Origin of the sequence: Geomonas ferrireducens, assembly GCF_004917065.1 — a bacterium.
GTDB classification, from domain to species: domain Bacteria; phylum Desulfobacterota; class Desulfuromonadia; order Geobacterales; family Geobacteraceae; genus Geomonas; species Geomonas ferrireducens.
Window position 1 is genome coordinate 733,986 of sequence record NZ_SSYA01000001.1, and the last position, 16,934, is coordinate 750,919.

Sequence of the window (16,934 nt, forward strand, 5' to 3'; positions counted from 1 at the left end):
ACAAGGAGGTGGGCCATGTCGGACCGTTGCAAGTTCAAGCAGTACGTCTGGGAACTGCCGCTGCGCTGGTTTCACTGGATCAACGTGCTCGCCATCGTGGTTCTCTCCGGGACCGGCTTCCTGATCGGCCATCCTGTTTCGCTCGGAAGCTCGCCTTCTGATTACGCCATGGGGTGGATCCGCTTCGTGCACTTCGTCGCGGCCTACGCCTTCACGGTGAGCGTCGCCTCGCGCGTCGTCTGGGCCTTCATCGGCAACGAGCACGCGAGTTGGCGCGCCTTCTTCCCGATGTTCAGCGCGAAGGGAAGGGAAAAGCTCAAAAAGATGCTGAACTACTACCTGCTCCGCTCCCACGAGGTCCCCGAAACGGTCGGGCACAACCCGCTCGCCACCACCGCGTACTTCGTGCTCTTCCTGATCTACCTCACCATGATCCTCACCGGCTTCGCCATGTACGCCGCCCACACCCCCGGCGGCATCATGTTCAAGTCGCTGGGCTTCATGTACTCGCTTTTCAGCCTGCAGGGGATGCGCCTTGCCCACCACATGGGCATGTGGCTCATCTTCGGCTTCGTCGTCAACCACATCTACAGCGCTTGGCTCATGGACATAAAGGAGCATGGAGGCGAGATTTCCAGCATGTTCAGCGGCTACAAGTTCACGGTCAAACAAAAAGGAGAATAACGGGTGAAAGCAAACTCGATTAAACAGCAACCGGCGCCGAAGTTCCTGGTGCTCGGCGTAGGTAACCTGGTGATGGGGGACGACGGCGTGGGAATACGGGTCGTGCAACAGTTGCAGCGCGAGTACCGCTTCCCGAAGAGCGTCGAGATCGTCGACGGCGGGACGCTCGGGCTCGACCTCCTCCCGGTGCTCGAGGGGCGCAGCCACCTCATCATGGTCGATGCGGTGGAGACCGGAAAGGAACCCGGCACCTGCGTGCGCCTTGCCGGAGAGGAGCTTCCGATAGCCCTGGAGACCAAGGTTTCGCCGCACCAGATGGGGTTGAAAGACCTCCTGTCCGTAGCGAGGCTCATGGGTCAGGCGCCGGGTGAGATGGTGCTGATCGGCGTGCAGCCTGGAAGCATCCAGATGGGAACCGACCTCACCCACGAGGTGTCCTTACAGGTGGAGACCATGAAGGGGGCCGTGCTCAAGGAGCTCACCGCGTTCGGCGTCGAGTGCCGCCCGGTCTCGCGTACCGTCAACGTCTGCAGGGACTAGCCGCGATGCCCCGCCGCGCCGTCACGCTCATCATCCTCGCCGCCCTTATGAGCGGCTGCACCGACACCCCACGGGGCGGGTCCCCCCCCGTGGTAACGGAGAGGGGTAGGCAGTTTTTCAAGGAGCGCTGCGCCCCCTGCCACCCGGATGGCGGCAACGTCATCAATCCGAAGAAGACCCTGCACGCAGGCGTTCTCGCCGACCACGGCATCACGACGCCCGCCGACATCGTTAAGAAGATGCGCAACCCAGGCCCCGGGATGGTCCGTTTCGACCAGAGGACCATCCCGGACGCCGACGCGCGCCTCATCGCGGATTACATCCTAGCCACCTTCCGCTGATCGGACAGACTCATCCGTCACGCTAGCCGCCCCCGCGCAACTGCCCTCGCCGGCGGCAATTGCCCTTTTTTCTCGCACGTCCCGGCCACGACCCGCTTCTCACCCGTCAGTAAACCTCCTGATATCGCACAGCAATCCTCCTTCCCTCCGACATGGCACGGGTCATGTACCCCATTGCCTATCCCCTCGAGGAAAGGAGTCCATCATGAAAAAGCTGCTGATCCGCGTATCGTTCTGCCTCCTCACCCTGGTGCTGCTCGCGCTCCCCGCAATCGCAGGCGAGATAAACGTTTCCGCCGCGGCGAGCCTCAAGGAGGCGGTGAACGAGATCGCCGAGAAGTTCGTCCAAAAGCACCCGGGAACGAAGATCACCAGGAACTACGCCGCGTCCGGGACACTCGCAAAACAGATCGAAAGCGGCGCGCCCGCGGACATCTTCATCTCGGCCAACGAGGAGTGGATGAGCCACCTGAAGGAGAAGAAACTCGTTGCCGCGGCCTCCATCGACACCTTCACGCGGAATACCCTTGTCTTTGCCGGCGCCACGACGCGGAAGATCTCCGGCATGCACGACCTTCCTTCCCTCGGTAGCATCGCCATCGGCAGCCCCAAAAGCGTTCCCGCCGGGGAATACGCCGAAGAGGCGATGAGAAAGGCCGGGCTAGGGAAGGAGCTCAACGGGAAATTGATCCTCGCCAAGGACGTAAGGGAGAGCATGATGTACGCCGAACGCGGCGAGGTCGACGGCGCCTTCGTCTACCGCACCGATGCCCTGCTGGGAAAACACGCCAGGATCCTTTTCACGGTCCCGCAGCAACTCTACCCACGCATCGTTTACCCTATGGCACTCACAACAAACGGCACTAAGAACAGGGACGCTGTCGAGTTTTTAAACTATCTAAGAGGACGGGAAGCAAAGTCGGTACTGAACCGATACGGTTTCGCCGTCGATTAACCACAATCCGAGGATCCGATGGTCCTTCAAAACGCTGCTGAGACAGCGATTTGGGCACTATTAGCCCCTTTTATAACAATTTCCTTTCAGAGAATTAAATTATTTGATAATAATGGCAACGCTCCAACCTGGTAATGTTTTCTCCTATGGCAGCATGCGGTACCGGCAAAGGTCAACCATGGCTAGTACGACTTCCAGTGAATCTTTCAAAGACGCCACACCAGGCAGTGCCACGGGCGAACGCTACCTCGAAATACTAGACCAGGCGCCTGCCCTGATCTGGCGCGCCGACAGCGAGAACCGGCGCGATTGGCTCAACGGCGCCTGGCTCGCCTTCACCGGCCGGGCGATGGAACAGGAACTGGGCGAGGGGTGGATCGCGGGGGTGCACGTCGAAGACCGGGAGCGCTACATCGGCGAGCGGCTCCGCGCTTTTCGAAAGCGGGAGCCTTTCGAGATCGAGTACCGGCTGCGGCGCCGCGACGGCCATTACCGCTGGATCTTCGACATAGGCCGTCCGGTATTCTCCGGTGAGGGCCACTTCGACGGGTACATCGGCTACTGCTTCGACATAACGGACCGGAAGAAGGCCGAGAGAGACCTGAACGCCGCACGGGAAAACGCCGAAGCGGCCAACCGCGCGAAGAGCTACTTTCTTGCCAACATGAGCCACGAGATCCGCACCCCGATGAACAGCATCATGGGGATGTCGCAACTTCTCGCCTTCACCGACCTCACCCCGGAACAGAAGGAATACGTGGACGGCATCCTCGATTCCTCTCAGGGGCTGCTGACCATCGTCAACGACATCCTCGACCTCTCGAAGGCGGAAGCCGGCAGTATCGAGTTGGAGTGCCACGGTTTCAGCCTCAGGCAGAGCATCGCAGAAGTGGTGAGGACCCAGATGCCGGTCATCAACAGGAAGGGGCTTGCCTTCAGGACTGAAATCGACGACGACGTCCCAGACGACTTGATGGGAGACCGGTTGCGGGTGAAACAGGTGTTCATCAACGTCCTCGGTAACGCCATCAAGTTCACCAACGCAGGCGGCATAACCGTCTCGGTCCAGGTCCATGAGCAAACCGCAGGCGTGGCACGCCTGAAAATCAGCGTCGCCGACACCGGCATCGGCATCGCCGCCGAGGCTATGGAGCGCATCTTCACCCCCTTTAGCCAGGAGGATGCCACCATCACCAGGCAGTACGGCGGCACCGGACTCGGTCTCTCCATCAGCAGCGAGCTGGTTCATCTCATGGGGGGGCATATTTGGGTCGAAAGCCGCAAGAACCACGGCAGCACCTTCCACATGGTGATCCCCTTTCCTCTTGAGCGCAGCTAGCAGCTCTCCCGCCGCCCGCCGCCCGCCGCCCGCCCTTTCCGCCCTTTCCGCCCTTTCCGCCCTTTCCGCCCTTTCCGCCCTTTCCGCCCTTTCCGCCCTTTCCGCCCTTTCCGCCCTTTCCGCCCTTTCCGACTGGTCCGACTGGTCCGACTGGTCCGACTGGTCCGACTGGTCCGACTGGTCCGACTGGTCCGACTGGTCCGACTGGTCCGACTGGTCCGACTGGTCCGACTGGTCCGCGAGGGATTTTTTTCTTGACTTTAGTTTGCCGTCAAACTAGATTCCCCTCCCATGGAAACCAAGAGCATCGCAGCACTCATAAGCGACACCCGCGCCGGGATCAACCGGCACCTGCTCCAGGAACTCAAGCGCCTGGGGATCGAAGGACTCGCCCCGTCGCACGGCGCCATCCTGCACCACCTGTTCAACAACGAGCAGGTGACCATGAAGGACCTCGCCAAGGCGGTGCGGCGCGACAAGTCGACGGTGACCGCGCTGGTCGGCAAATTGGTCGCAAACGGCTATGTCGAGAAGGCGAGCAGCACCCAGGACCAGCGGACCGTCTTCGTGAGACTCTCCCCCAAGGGCCAGGCGCTCAAGCCGGTATTCCAGGAGGTGTCGCGTAACCTCATCGAAAGGATCTGGCGCGGTTTCGACGAAACAGAGCAGCAGGAACTGATACGCCTGCTCAGGAAGGTGAGAGGCAACCTCCCGTAATTTTATAGCCGCCCCGCTTACGTCACTCCCTCCCCACAAATCGCCGCCCCTTCTTTTCTCACCTGTTGCCATCCCGCCAAACTTCGCTACCGTTCTTACTTGTTTTTTTTAAGGACAATGCGGCGGCCCGGCCGCCGGCGCGGGAGGTGCAGCGATGGCATACGGCCCCTGGATCGGCAATCTGAAGGTGAACGGTCGCGGTGGGAACTACGGAACGGTGAAGCTCCTGCTTGACGAGACCATGACCGGGGAAAACCCGACGCGCCTCGGCATCACGGTCGAGATCGCCGGTCCCGGGATGCCTCCCGACGCGTTCGAGGTTGAGCTCTTCACCAACCTGAACCGGCGCGACTTCGTGAAGACCCACGAGCCGCTCGCTGACTCGGGCGGCCCCACCTCCTACTGGATGCCGTTGCGCATGTCCTTTCTTGGACGCTCCTTCGACAACCTCGTCTTCACGACAGAGGTCCCCGTCACCAAGTGCGGGGCGTATCGCATCTCGGCACGCTACCGCATGTCCGGCACCGATACCTGGTGGTGGCATAACGACTTCGCCCCCCGCCCCAACGACCGGCTGCAGCGCGACTGCGCCGTGGTGGTCTCCCCCGCCAAAGCGGCCAGGTCGCGACTTTACGAGGCGAACGCCCTCACCGTGGAGGCACTCGCCGGCGGCTCCTACGAGAACCGCAGCACGCTCGACGACTTCCTCTCCATCCACGACTTCGACGGGTTCAACCCCTTCCAACTCACCTACGTCAACAACGAGCTCGGGTTCAACACGCTCTGGCTCATGCCGGTATTCCCGAACACGCAGTGGCGCTGGGACCGGGCTAGGTGGCAATGGGCCTCCAACGACAACCCCGGGAGCCCCTATTCTTCCCGCGACTACTGGAGCATCAACCGCTGGCTCGCCGACAACGCGGCACCAGCACGGGCCCTTGAGCTCTTCCGGATGCTCTTCGATGAGGCAGAGGCCGTCGACTTGGACGTCTTCATAGATCTCGCCTTCAACCACGCGGGGCGCGACGTCATCTACGGCGCGGGGGCCGTGGACCTCGGGTTCTGCACCATGCAGGATGAGGAGCAGTGGATAAGGGAACACCACCCTGCCTGGTGCACCCGCGGCACCGCCTTCGTCGACGGGCACAGCGTCCCCTACTACCGGGAACCTGCCGGCTCGGATTTCGAGTGCGCGGTGTGGGCACCCACGGACCGGCTGAACGAGCATGTCTGGGACGATGCCAACGTCGACTGGTTCTTCGGAGACTACGCGGCTCTTGGTCCCAAGCCCGGCCGCGCCGCCGACTACTGGGGGAACCCGGTGTCGCACTACGACCCGAAGGGAAACGCGGAGGACGAGAGCGACCTCTTTTACACCGACCTGGCGGTGCAGGCCGAGACCGAGAAACTGTGGCAGTACTTCGGCTACATCCTTCCCTACTGGATCGAGAAAAGCGGCGGGAAGCTGGCCGGCATCCGGGCCGATTTCGCGCAAGGGCTACCCAACCAGCTCTGGGAATACATCGTGAACCGCACCCGCAAGGCCCGCTGGGACTTCATCTTCCTCGCCGAGGTGCTCGACCCGGACGTGATCCAGTACCGGCTGAACCGGGTGTTCGACGTCCTCACCACCAAGGACCACCACCTGTACCGGCAGGAGGAGGTCCGGATGAGCGACCTCTTCGCGTCGCTCGAGCAGGAAAGCACCCTCTTCGGCGGTGAGGCGCTCGTGATGCACAACGGAACCAGCCACGACGAGGGAGGCAATGCGGACAAGTGGGCCATGGCGGCGCGCTACGCAGTGACCGCCGCCATGTACGGCTGTCCCATGGTGTTCATGGGGCAGCCGCTCGGGCTTGCCGACAAGCTCCCCTTCAGGGACAGCTGGGCGAATATGTACCGGGCGTGGAGCGATGAGATCCCTGAACGGGAGGCGGTGGGACGGATGTACTCGAGGATCAATAAGGCTCGGGAGACGACGGCGGAGCTGCGGGAGCCGAAGCGCTACTTCCTGAACCTCTCAGGAGGCGGCTTCCACGAGGAGGTATTTTCCGTGGCGCGCTGGAAAGACGAGGTGGAAACAGACGCCGTGACGCTGGTTTTCGTGAATCTGAACGTCCATCACGGTAACGCCGGGACCTTCATCATCCCACGCGCCATCAGGCTCTCAGGAAATTACCAGGTGCGCAACCTGGTGGCGGACGACCCGCACCGGCAACTGTGGGGCGCGCCGCGCAGCGCCGAGGCCCTCTACGACGACGGCATCTTAGTCGTCTTCACCCTCCCGAACGAGGTGCAGTACCTGAAACTGGAACCGGCGTGAGGCATTCCGCGCACTCAAAAGGAGCGGCATCTGTCACCTAGGCTGGCCGAGCACGAAATTCGCGATGGTGTAGGCGATCTGCTCCGGGGCGCAGCGGTCGTTGTTGAACATGAGGTCGTAGAGCAAGGGATCGTGGTCGTCCTGGCTCAGAAAATCCCTGGTGAAGCGGTCACGCACCTTCTGCTGGCGGTGCATGAGTTTCTCCGCCTCCTCTTCTTCGATGTTGAGGCGCCTGGCGAGGGTGGAGATTTTGAATCGCTCCGAGGCGAAGATGCGGAAGTGGTAGGAATGCTCTAAGTGCCTCGTGATGATGGAGCCCCCCAGTTCGAGAATCAGCACGTTTCCCTGCTCCGCCAGCGCTGCCACGTGTTGCGAGAGGGGGAGAAAGTAGTCGTAGTTGCTTTTCCAGCGCGGCGAAAAGGTGGCGAGTATCTCGGAAAGCATGCGGCTGTTTTCGCCCAGCGTCTCGAGGATCTCCTGTGAGAGGTTGTGGCGGCTGGCCACCTCCTCGATAACCGCCTTGTCGATCATGACCCATTCGTCGCCGGTCCGCTGCATGAGGATCTCACGCAACAGTTCCGCCATTGGATAGCCGGTACAGCCGTATTCGCGGGAGATGGTGATGCAGGGGCGGGCCTTTGGCTTGGCCTGGCTTCTGGCCGCCTTGTCCTTCTGCCTGCGGTTGTACTCCTCGAGGCTGCCGATCCTCAGATCGACCGAGGGGATAAACAGGTTGTCCGGCATAGTCCCGCTCCTTTCATTGTTTCATTGCAGTGTCCCGCCTTGTCAGCTCATCTCCTTAAGTTCCCGGATCAGGTCGACCTGACGCTGGAAGATGAACCGGGAGAGTACCCCCTCGATATGCGCATCGGAGTAGATGGAGAACCTGCAGAGATCGCCCCCCTCCTCCTTGGTGCAGTCGACCACGGCGGCATTCACCTGCAGCGGCGTCACGGTGTTGTGCAACGGGTTCGGGATCATCACCTTCAGGACGACCTCATCCCCCTTTGTCAGGTTGCTCGACGCTTCGCTCAGGATGGAGAAGCCACCGAGGGAGACGTCGAGGGCCTTTGCCTTCAAGGTCCCTCCGGGCGCCGCTATCTCGGCTTCGCAAGGGGGATCGAGCTCGAGTCTCAGCGAGGTGCGCTGCTCGGCGAGCACGTCGATGTAGCAGAAGTTGTGCAGCGAAGCCATCATGCGGCGCACGTCGGAGTCCTTCACTTCGGCCAGAAGCGACTGCGAAAAACTGCCGCACTTGATGCAGGTCCGCCCGGAATGGCCGAGTGCGACCGCCTGCTGCGGGTGCACATCCAGTTCGAGCACCTCGCCGCAGAGCTCCACCAGGGTGGCGGGATAGCTGATCGGGAGTCCCTTGTAATAGTTCACGAGCTTCACCCGAGTCCCGGCACCGGACTTTATCATGTCGCGAAGGCGCGTGAGGATCTCGACGCGGTCCTGCTCGATGGAACTCTTGACTGCGGCTCGGTAATGGCTTGGGTCCATGTCAGGTAGTCCCCGCTCTAGAGCAATCCGTGGCGTTTGAGCATGCCCATGAGGTCGGCCCGCCCGACCGGCTTCACGAGATAGTCGGTACAATCGCCGTCCCACATCGCTTCCTGCACGTTTTCCGGGGAGTTAAGGGAACTGGTCATAATGATGACGCTCTTTTGCTCCTGGCGCTGAGCGTCTTTTTCCGCCTGGCGCATCAGCCTCAACGCCTGCTGCCCGTCCATCTCAGGCATGATGATGTCGAGCAGCACGAGATCGAAGGGATGTCCCTCCTTGAGGGCGCCCGTGAAGAGATCCACCCCTTGCCTGCCGTTGTCCGCGACATCTATCTCGGCAACATCCTTCAGAAACATCGTGAGTCCCTCACGCAGGAACTCGTTGTCCTCGATGATCAAGCACTTCATATGGCTCCTCGTCCGCGACACCCGCCGCTCGGGCGCCCCGCGCAGGGGTGTTTTCGGCGCTGCCGCCCTGCGTATGACAAGTTTTCTTATCGGTCCAGGCTAATTAACCTTGAGGTTTTCTGATGCAGCCTCCTCCTCGAGTGCGGTGCGTACCGCCTCATCGTACCCGGTGAGGGGAATGGGGAGAATCGTCCTGATTGCGTCGTCGTGGCAGATCACCTCGTTGCCGAGTCCCTCGATGAGCGGCATGGAGATCGAGGGCTTGACCGGGGTTATGAGCCAGACCCAGTAGGAGGAAAGCTTGGGAGTGAGAAACGGGACCGGGAATATCTTGATGAATCTCTTCTCGATCTCGGCGAAGCGCTCCATCATCTCCCGATAGGACAGGAGTTCGGGGCCGCCGATGTCGTAGGTCTGTCCGGCGGTGCGTTCGTCCTTGAGACAACCGACGAGGTAGGCGATGACGTCCTGTACCGCGATGAACTGGCAGCGTGTGGAGACCCAGCGCGGGGTCACCATCACCGGGAGACGTTCCACCAGGTACCGGATCATCTCGAAGGAGGCCCCGCCGGCGCCGATGATGACGGCGGCGCGCAGGTAGGTGGTCTGGAAATTACCCTTTTGCAGGACCCTCGCGACCTCGAGGCGACTCGCCAAATGCTCCGAGAGTTGATCGCTCTCCTCACCCAGCCCCCCAAGATAAATGACCCGCTTCACCCCCTGCATCTCGGCGGCACGTACGAAGTTTTGGGCTGCCTGCCGGTCGCGTTCGTCGAACCCGGCCCGGTCGCCTCCCATGGCATGCACCAGATAGTAGGCCGTCTCGATGCCTCTCAAGGGGGCGACCAGTGAGTTCGCCTCCAGGAGATCACCCTGCGCCACCTCGACCTGCGTGGGGAAGGCGGTCGAGGAACTGCGCACCAGGCAGCGCACCGGAATCCCTTCCGCGGCGAGGGCGGCAACCAGTCGTCTGCCGATGAAACCGGTTGCACCAGTCACCAGCACCTTGGCACTTGCATTCACACTCTCACTCACATGTTCCTCCTGACAACCGCCTGCCTTTTGTTTGAACTGAACCAGTTTAGGTGCAGATGAATCGTTGTCAACAGCTCCATGAAACGCTAAAGCGGGGGCCGTCACAGCAGTTTTGCTGTTTCACAACCTGCCACCCTTGGATTATTATATCGGTTCGGACTCTGAGAAACTTCCATCTGCGTTCCAATAACCAGCTAAAGGAGAAACAAGCAATGAAAGTCATGGTTGATCTGTGCATCGTTCCCCTTGGTGTCGGCGTCTCACTTTCCAGTTACATCGCTGCTTGTGAGAAGGTTCTGGCCGATGCGGGACTAAAGACCGCGCTGCACTCTTACGGGACCAACATAGAGGGAGAATGGGACGAAGTATTCGCCGCCATCAAGCGTTGTCACGAGACCGTCCACGCCATGGGAGCCCCGCGCATCACCACCACGGTGAAGCTCGGCACCCGCACCGACCGCGAACAAACTATGGAGGACAAGATCAGGAGCGTGAAGGAGAAGATGTAGAAAAAGAATGGTGGCACAGACCGACTCATACAGGAAGTTTCTGGGCGGGGTGTATCGGATGCTCAAGGAGCCGTACTACCGGAAAATGGGTATCACCGAGTTCGGCAACGAATTTTGCAGTGCCTTCTGCGGTCAGATCACGGGTTACGCCCCGAAGAACCAGGGCTACGTCGCCGTGAAGGTTGAGTTGGTTTCCAATCCGGAGTCGTAGCCGGAGTGCGTAACGAGGCGGTGGGTGTCGCTGGTTACCGGTCCTCTACCGAGAGGATTTCGACCTCGAAGAAGACGTCGTGACCGGGGGGAAGGGGCTCGCGGTACTCGCGCGGGCGACCAGGGAGAGAAAGGGAAACGTCACCTCCCGCGCCGGGGCCGAAATCGTAGCCGACTCCGGGGGCGCGTTCGGTCGAGAAGGCAAAATGGGAGCCCATCGGGAAAGGAAAGAGGTTGGCCTCGGCGGCGGAAACCCGGACGATGCGATGGTCTCCGGGTACCATTCCCAAGAGCCCCTGCTCCAGTGCGGGCGGCACCCTCCCGTCCCCCACGACGAACTCCAGGGTGTTACGTTCGCCGACCAGATAAACCCTGCCGTCCTCGAGCCTGCACTTGTACCTGATGTTCACCGTTTTGCCGGTTCCGGTTTCCATGGGGCACCACCTTTCAAGGGGTCTTATGAAAACCAGAATATAGTAACGTTGACAATTTCAAACGCAACCGGTGCCGACTCAGATACCGATCCAGGCAGCCCCGAAAACTCCGGCGGAGTCGCCCAGCCGGTGCCTCAGGATCGGCGTGCGCAGGTCGTTGTGGAATACGTAGTGCCGCACCCTTTCCAGGCCGGCATCGTATAGTTCATCAATATTGGATAGCCCGCCCCCCAGGACCACGGCGTCCGGATCGAGGATGGAGATGAGTCCGCCCAGGCTGCGGCCGAAGTCGTCGAGGAAGGTGTTGAAGGCCACCAGGGCCCGTGGCTCCCCCCTACGCGCCCCCGCCACGATCTCCTCCATGGTGAGGCTCACGCCGTTGCGGGTGAGGTAGGCGGCCTCGACACCGGAGCCGCTGATCTTGGTCTCGATGCAACCACGGTTGCCGCAGTAGCACATGGCACCGGCCGGGTCTATCGATATGTGCCCCCACTCCCCGCTGATCCGGTGCGGCCCCTCGCGCACCACACCGTCCAGGCAGATCCCTCCGCCGCAACCGGTCCCCATGATCACGCCGAACACGAGACCGTAACCCGCCCCCGCTCCCTTGCGGCACTCGGCAAGGGTGAAGCAGTCCGCATCGTTACGAACGGCGATCTTCCGTTCCAGAAGCCGCTCCAGGTCCGCCTGGAAGGGGCGCCCGATGAGGCACACCGAGTTCGCGTTGCGCACGAGGCCGGAGACTTCGTCGACCGAGCCGGGTATGCCGATGCCGACGGTGCAGCCGGCACCAGCCGGAACGCGGGAGGCAAGGTCGCGCACAAGCCGCACCACCGATTCGACGATCGCCTGGTACCCCTCGACAAGCGGCGTCGCGCGGCGCTCCCGCGTGAGCACGGTATCCCGCGCATCGAGCAGCACCCCTTCGATCTTGGTCCCACCCAGGTCTATCCCGATACGGTAAAGCTCCATAACATGCATTTCTTACTCCTGAATCCCATTGCTCCCCCTCCCCTTGCGGGAGGGAGTAAGGGGTGGGGATGTTGCCGAAGCGCTACGGCGCGCAGGCCCGTCAAGGGAGGGGGAGGCCGAGTGCCATTTTATCCACGTAAGCTGGAAATAAACAATAAAAAGCCCCCGGAGACGGGGGCCGTGAGATCAACCACTAAATGAATGCTGCGCGGTGTGAGCTAGGAAGAACTGAGCCCCGCCGCTTCGCGTGCCCCTACTCCCCGCTCTCCTCCGGCTCCACCTTTTTCTCCTTCAAAAAGACCACGATCGCCCCGCTCCCCCCCATGTCGTTGGGAGCCTGAACGCATTCGGCAACCATCCCCTTGCCGTTTTCCCTGAGCCACTTGGCCACCGCCGTCTTCAGCACCGGCTCCCCGGAGGAGTTGTTCCCCTTACCGGTGATGACGAGAACACCTTTCTGACCGCGGTTGTAGGCCCCCTTGACGAAACGCTCCAGGTTCTCGAGCGCCTCGTCCCTGGTCAGGCCGTGCAGATCGAGCTGGAAATCGAGCCGGATACCTCCGCGACGCACCTGGCGCATCCGGTTCACCGGAGCGGGACGCGGCGCCGGGTCATCCTCGTGCAACTGATCCTCAAACCTGACGTCGAGTTTCAAGGCGTCCAACGCCTTCAGGAACAGCTGGTGGTCTTCCTCATCGCGCCGGACCTTCGCCTCCTTATGCTCCTTCACCTTGGCGGGCGCCGCGGCGGGCGTCCCGGCAAGCCGCTTCACGCCAGCCACCGCCTCGAAAAACAGCATCTCGTCCGAGAGGTCCTGCCCGATCTTGGCGGCTGGCTCCTCCTTCTTCGGGGGAGGTGGCGCCGCGGCACTGCGCACGTCGAGGGAGGCCCCTTTGAGCGCCTTGAACGGGGACGAACTGAACTCTTTCTGCTTCGGAATCTGCTTCTCTTTATTTTTCATGCAGGGGGCCCTTCCCTCTCTTCTGCTCTGCCTGCGGTCCGACCCGGTGCAACCGTCAAGAACTGCGCCAGCATAAGCTGCTGTTTTTGTTGATGTCAAAGAATTATCCCTGCGTCGACTCAGGAGGTGGAAATATTAGCCCCCTCCAATTGGCATGGTATACTACCAAGGTTTTTGGGCGGATGTCAACGAAGAGTATCCACGGCCGCGGTCTGCTGGGTCTCGCGCCTGTGCGGGGGAAGATACATGGAGAGCTGCAACTATCAGAACGAGACGGCCCGAAAAGACGGTGTGGTCGATTCCGGCCTGGAAATAGCATCGCTGATGGTCAAGTCCGGGCACCTTGCGGAGCAACAGCTCTCCTACGCACAGCGGGTGAAGGGGAAGCTCGTCACGCCGAGGACGCTGATCGCCGTGCTGCTCGAACTCGGCTTTTTTAGCCGCGAACAACTGCGCGAGACGCTGCGCAACAACATCGTTTCGGTGAAGCTTGGAGCCCTGCTGGTGGAGCTCGGCTACCTGAAACCGGCCGAGTTGCAGGCGGCTCTCGGCATCCAGCGCGACGGCGACAACGGCAAGATGCTCGGAGAGATCCTGGTGGAGCAACGCTTCATCGAGGAGTACACCCTGGCTGAGGCGCTCGCCTTCCAGCTCGGCTTTCCCTTCATCGACCTTGACGCCGCCGACATCGACCGTTCGCTCCTCGCCAAGGTGCCTCAGCACTGGCTCTCACAGCACAACTTCGTTCCGGTTAAAGAGGAAGGAGGGCGGGTGACGGTCGCCATCGCCGATCCCTTGAACATGGAAGGGAGAAAGACCGCTGAGAAGCTGTTCGGCCCGAACACCGTCTTCGCCATTTGCACCATGAAGGCCATCCGCGACGCCTTTACCCTGTTGAAGCGCGGCATCATCCAGGGAGACGGCACCGCCACCGACGAACACACCGTAACCGGCATCGTCAACTCCATCTTCGAGGAGGCGCTCAAGGAGGGGGCGAGCGACATCCACATCGAGCCGATGAGGGGGGTGCTCCGGGTCCGTTTCCGGCGCGACGGCATGCTGATCCTGTACAAGGACTTCGCCAAGGAGCTTGCGCTTCCCTTAAGCAGCAGGATCAAGGTTATGGCCGAGGCGGACATCGCCGAGAGAAGGAGGCACCAGGACGGCAGGATCTGTTATGAAAGCGCGAAGACAGGCGCCACCCTCGACATGAGGGTCTCCTTCTACATCACCATCCACGGCGAGAAGATCGTGCTCCGCCTTCTGAGCATGAAGGGGGAGCTACTCGATCTCAAGGAGATCGGGATGCCGGCGCGCATGCTCGAGCGCTTCATCGATGACGCCGTCGATACGCCGAGCGGCGTCCTCATCGTCACCGGCCCCACCGGCAGCGGCAAGACCTCGACCCTGTACAGCTGCGTCCAGCACTTGAACGAGCTCTCCACAAGCATCGTTACCGCCGAAGAGCCGGTCGAGTACGTCATCGAGGGGATCGCCCAATGCTCCATCAACCAGAAGATCGGGGTCACCTTCGAGGAAACGCTGCGCCACATCGTGCGCCAGGGCCCGGACATCATCGTGCTCGGCGAGATCCGCGACAACTTCTCCGCAGAGATCGCGATCCAGGCGGCGCTCACCGGGCACAAGGTGCTCACCACCTTCCACACCGAGGACAGCGTAGGCGGCCTTTTGCGCCTGATGAACATGGAGATCGAGGCCTTCCTGATCGCCTCCACCGTGGTCTGCGTCCTCGCCCAGCGCCTGCTGCGCCGGGTCTGCCCGGAATGCGCCGAGCCCTACCTCCCCAATCCCACCGAGCTGCGCCGGATCGGCTACAGCAACGCCGATCTGCGCGGCGCCGAGTTCAAGGTGGGACGGGGGTGCAGCAAGTGCCGCTACAGCGGTTACCGCGGCCGGGTCGGCGTTTTCGAGATGCTGATTCTGAACGAACTGGTGAAAGACGCCATACTCAGCAAGAAGACCTCCTACGAGATCAGGAAGATCTCCACGGAGACGACCGGCATGGTGACGCTTCTCGAATCGGGGCTTTGCAAGGCGGCCCGGGGGGAGGTCTCCCTGCACGACGCGGTACGACTTCTGCCGAGGATCGGCAAACCGCGCCCGATCGCCGAGATCAGGCGCCTTCTGGGGGAATGACATGCATGAGAAGCCTTTCGTCGAGGTAGTGAAGGAACAGCTCGAAAGCGAGACGCTCAACCTCCCCGTGTTCCACCCTATCGCCGTCAAGCTGCAAGGGATCCTCTCCGGCAAGGATTTCAGCATCGATCAGGTGGTGGCGCTGATCATCAAGGATCAGGCGCTGACGAGCCAGGTACTGAGGCTCGCGAACTCCGCCTTCTTCAGCGGGCTCGCCAAGGTCACCACGATTACCGACGCCGTGGTGCGGCTCGGAACGCGCGAGGTGGCGAGCGTCGCCATGCTCGCCTCACAGCAGCACAGCTACAACAGCCTGACCCACCCCGAGCTCAAGTCACATGCCCAGGTGCTCTGGAAACACGCCATCGGCTGTGCCATCGGCACGCGCTGGCTGTGTGAGAAAAACGGCTATCGGAACCTCGCCCAGGAAGGGTTCATCGCGGGGCTGCTCCACGACATCGGGAGCCTGCTGATACTGAAGGTTCTTGAGGGAATCGTGTTGACCGACGGCGAGCAAAGGGGGGTATCGCGCGAACTGACCAACGAGATCATCGCCGCCATGCACACCGAATCAGGTTACCAGCTGATGCAGAAGTGGAACCTCCCCGAGGTTTACTGCAACATCGTGCGGGACCACCACAAGGATCTCGAGGAGACGGGTAACGTGCTTTTGAGCCTCGTGCGCCTGGTGGACCACGCCTGCAGGAAACTGGGACTGGGGGGGACGCCGGAGCCGAACCTGATGCTCGCCGCGACCTCGGAGGCTCAGGGGCTGGGGATCAAGGAGATCATGCTCGCCGAGCTGGAAATCATGATAGAGGACGCCATGGAGATGGTCACCTCTGCCGCTTGAGGAAGTCGATGAACCCCTCGTCGAAGATGCGCTGCACCTCCCACTTCTCGCCTCGCTCCTTCGCCACCAGGATGGCGCGCACCTGACAGCCGATGAAGGCGATGAGCAGGATCAGGACAAACGCCACCTGCAGGCGCCGCACCCACGGCGAAACCTCCGGTTCCGGTTCGGGAAGCACCCGGGGATTCTGGGCGAGCTGCCTGAGCTGCTGCCCCTGTATGTAGCCGATGAGCCGGTCCCGGTCCGCCTCGTCGATGAAGCGGTACTTAACCGCGGTGCTGAAACGGGTCGTATCCGGCAGCTCGCGCACCTCCACCACCTCACCCACGATCTCGACGAGCCTCGGCGCGCCTGGAAGGTAGAGGCTCAGCTCGATGAACTGCCCCACAATCATCTTCCGGTTGATATTGATGCGCAGCCCCCCGCCGGACATGTTGGCGACCACGGGAGGGGCGTCCTTGCGCTTTTCCAGCCGTGCCCTGATCTCCTCCCTGCTGTCCTCGAGTTCCTCGGGCTCGCCCGGCTCCGGGGTCTGCGCCGCGAACTCCATCTCCAGGCGGCGCTTCAACCAGCGCTGCTTCACGTCCGCCTCGATCTGGCTCAAGGGGAGCCGGAAGTCGAGCGGCAGGTAGACGTCCTGACGGTAGTACTCGCGCGGCTCGAACGAGTAGACGTCATCCACCAGGCGCAGCACCAGGCGGTGCTCCGCCGTCTCGTCGCTCACGAGAACGGCGCGGCAGGTCACCCCCCCGTCGTTCTCGGGGATGCCGACGTTCAGGGTCTCCCCGGTCCTTAGCTGCGCCTCCTCAGGAAGCTGGTCGCGCGACAGGTCGACCAGGAGAAGATCGTCGTCCAGCGTGGCGACCACGCCCCACTCGGGGAACCAGCCGCCCCCTTCCATGGGGATCCCCACCCGGATCCGCTCCCCCTCGTGGAAGTACCTTGCGTACTGTTCCAGCTCCTGGGCCATACTACCTCCACTGTCATATGC

General features: G+C 61.7%; 20 protein-coding genes. 12 read left to right on the top strand and 8 right to left on the bottom strand.

Features of this window, described 5'->3' with window-relative positions; all coding sequences use genetic code 11:
- Positions 1-15: 15 nt before the first annotated feature.
- The 8 genes from cybH to E8L22_RS03285 all read left to right on the top strand — a co-directional run bounded on the left by cybH (position 16) and on the right by E8L22_RS03285 (position 6,899).
- The gene (gene cybH / locus E8L22_RS03250) at positions 16-684 is read left to right on the top strand and encodes a Ni/Fe-hydrogenase, b-type cytochrome subunit (protein ID WP_136523821.1); all 669 of its coding nucleotides are present in this window, start codon (positions 16-18) and stop codon (positions 682-684) included.
- A 3-nt stretch (positions 685-687) separates the two neighbouring features.
- Positions 688-1,224, top strand: a complete 537-nt coding sequence (locus E8L22_RS03255; protein ID WP_281282911.1) for a HyaD/HybD family hydrogenase maturation endopeptidase — start codon at positions 688-690, stop codon at positions 1,222-1,224.
- 5 nt (positions 1,225-1,229) lie between these two features.
- Positions 1,230-1,565: a c-type cytochrome gene (locus E8L22_RS03260; protein ID WP_136523822.1), complete on the top strand. Its 336-nt coding sequence runs from the start codon at positions 1,230-1,232 to the stop codon at positions 1,563-1,565.
- A gap of 205 nt (positions 1,566-1,770) precedes the next feature.
- Positions 1,771-2,520, top strand: a complete 750-nt coding sequence (modA, locus tag E8L22_RS03265) for a molybdate ABC transporter substrate-binding protein (RefSeq protein ID WP_136523823.1) — start codon at positions 1,771-1,773, stop codon at positions 2,518-2,520.
- Positions 2,521-2,698: 178 nt separating this feature from the next.
- Positions 2,699-3,859 carry a sensor histidine kinase gene (locus tag E8L22_RS03270; RefSeq protein WP_246044532.1) on the top strand — a complete coding sequence of 387 codons (1,161 nt, stop codon included), beginning with the start codon at positions 2,699-2,701 and terminating at the stop codon, positions 3,857-3,859.
- Positions 3,846-4,139, top strand: coding sequence for a hypothetical protein (locus E8L22_RS21675; protein ID WP_136523825.1), 294 nt, complete (start codon positions 3,846-3,848; stop codon positions 4,137-4,139). Before E8L22_RS03270 ends, E8L22_RS21675 begins: the two co-directional genes overlap by 14 nt.
- An 11-nt stretch (positions 4,140-4,150) precedes the next feature.
- On the top strand, positions 4,151-4,576 hold the full coding sequence (locus E8L22_RS03280; RefSeq protein ID WP_136515620.1) for a MarR family winged helix-turn-helix transcriptional regulator: 426 nt from the start codon (positions 4,151-4,153) through the stop codon (positions 4,574-4,576).
- Between the two features lie 154 nt (positions 4,577-4,730).
- Positions 4,731-6,899 (top strand): alpha-amylase family protein, encoded by a 2,169-nt coding sequence (locus E8L22_RS03285; RefSeq protein ID WP_136523826.1) that lies wholly within the window; start codon positions 4,731-4,733, stop codon positions 6,897-6,899.
- A gap of 33 nt (positions 6,900-6,932) precedes the next feature.
- Here E8L22_RS03285 and E8L22_RS03290 read toward each other — a convergent pair whose 3' ends face one another.
- From E8L22_RS03290 to E8L22_RS03305, 4 genes are all read right to left on the bottom strand, one after another.
- Complete coding sequence (locus tag E8L22_RS03290) at positions 6,933-7,643, bottom strand: cytidylate kinase-like family protein (RefSeq protein ID WP_136523827.1); 711 nt, start codon at positions 7,641-7,643, stop codon at positions 6,933-6,935.
- 42 nt (positions 7,644-7,685) lie between these two features.
- A complete protein-coding gene (locus tag E8L22_RS03295; RefSeq protein WP_136523828.1) occupies positions 7,686-8,402 on the bottom strand; it encodes a PilZ domain-containing protein in 717 nt (238 codons plus the stop codon).
- A 17-nt stretch (positions 8,403-8,419) separates the two neighbouring features.
- Positions 8,420-8,812, bottom strand: a complete 393-nt coding sequence (locus E8L22_RS03300; protein WP_136523829.1) for a response regulator — start codon at positions 8,810-8,812, stop codon at positions 8,420-8,422.
- Positions 8,813-8,911: 99 nt separating this feature from the next.
- The gene (locus E8L22_RS03305; protein ID WP_246044533.1) at positions 8,912-9,847 is read right to left on the bottom strand and encodes an NmrA family NAD(P)-binding protein; all 936 of its coding nucleotides are present in this window, start codon (positions 9,845-9,847) and stop codon (positions 8,912-8,914) included.
- Positions 9,848-10,059: 212 nt separating this feature from the next.
- Here E8L22_RS03305 and E8L22_RS03310 point away from each other — a divergent pair, with 212 nt between their 5' ends.
- Positions 10,060-10,356, top strand: a complete 297-nt coding sequence (locus E8L22_RS03310; RefSeq protein WP_129128141.1) for an MTH1187 family thiamine-binding protein — start codon at positions 10,060-10,062, stop codon at positions 10,354-10,356.
- Between the two features lie 10 nt (positions 10,357-10,366).
- Positions 10,367-10,567, top strand: coding sequence for a hypothetical protein (locus tag E8L22_RS03315; RefSeq protein ID WP_136523830.1), 201 nt, complete (start codon positions 10,367-10,369; stop codon positions 10,565-10,567).
- A gap of 34 nt (positions 10,568-10,601) precedes the next feature.
- On the opposite strand, the gene E8L22_RS03320 is transcribed toward E8L22_RS03315, so the two are convergent.
- The 3 genes from E8L22_RS03320 to E8L22_RS03330 all read right to left on the bottom strand — a co-directional run bounded on the left by E8L22_RS03320 (position 10,602) and on the right by E8L22_RS03330 (position 12,933).
- Complete coding sequence (locus E8L22_RS03320; protein ID WP_136523831.1) at positions 10,602-11,000, bottom strand: FKBP-type peptidyl-prolyl cis-trans isomerase; 399 nt, start codon at positions 10,998-11,000, stop codon at positions 10,602-10,604.
- A 78-nt stretch (positions 11,001-11,078) separates the two neighbouring features.
- Positions 11,079-11,981, bottom strand: coding sequence for an ROK family protein (locus tag E8L22_RS03325; RefSeq protein WP_198420111.1), 903 nt, complete (start codon positions 11,979-11,981; stop codon positions 11,079-11,081).
- A gap of 244 nt (positions 11,982-12,225) precedes the next feature.
- Positions 12,226-12,933, bottom strand: coding sequence for a Smr/MutS family protein (locus tag E8L22_RS03330; protein WP_136523832.1), 708 nt, complete (start codon positions 12,931-12,933; stop codon positions 12,226-12,228).
- 246 nt (positions 12,934-13,179) lie between these two features.
- On the opposite strand from E8L22_RS03330, the gene E8L22_RS03335 reads away from it, so the two are divergent.
- Together E8L22_RS03335 and E8L22_RS03340 are read left to right on the top strand one after the other, a co-directional pair.
- Positions 13,180-15,090: a GspE/PulE family protein gene (locus E8L22_RS03335; protein ID WP_136523833.1), complete on the top strand. Its 1,911-nt coding sequence runs from the start codon at positions 13,180-13,182 to the stop codon at positions 15,088-15,090.
- Position 15,091: 1 nt separating this feature from the next.
- Complete coding sequence (locus E8L22_RS03340; protein WP_136523834.1) at positions 15,092-15,943, top strand: HDOD domain-containing protein; 852 nt, start codon at positions 15,092-15,094, stop codon at positions 15,941-15,943.
- Here the strand turns inward: E8L22_RS03340 and E8L22_RS03345 are convergent.
- Complete coding sequence (locus tag E8L22_RS03345; RefSeq protein WP_136523835.1) at positions 15,927-16,913, bottom strand: PilZ-like domain-containing protein; 987 nt, start codon at positions 16,911-16,913, stop codon at positions 15,927-15,929. The genes E8L22_RS03340 and E8L22_RS03345 overlap by 17 nt on opposite strands.
- Between the last annotated feature and the right edge of the window lie 21 nt (positions 16,914-16,934).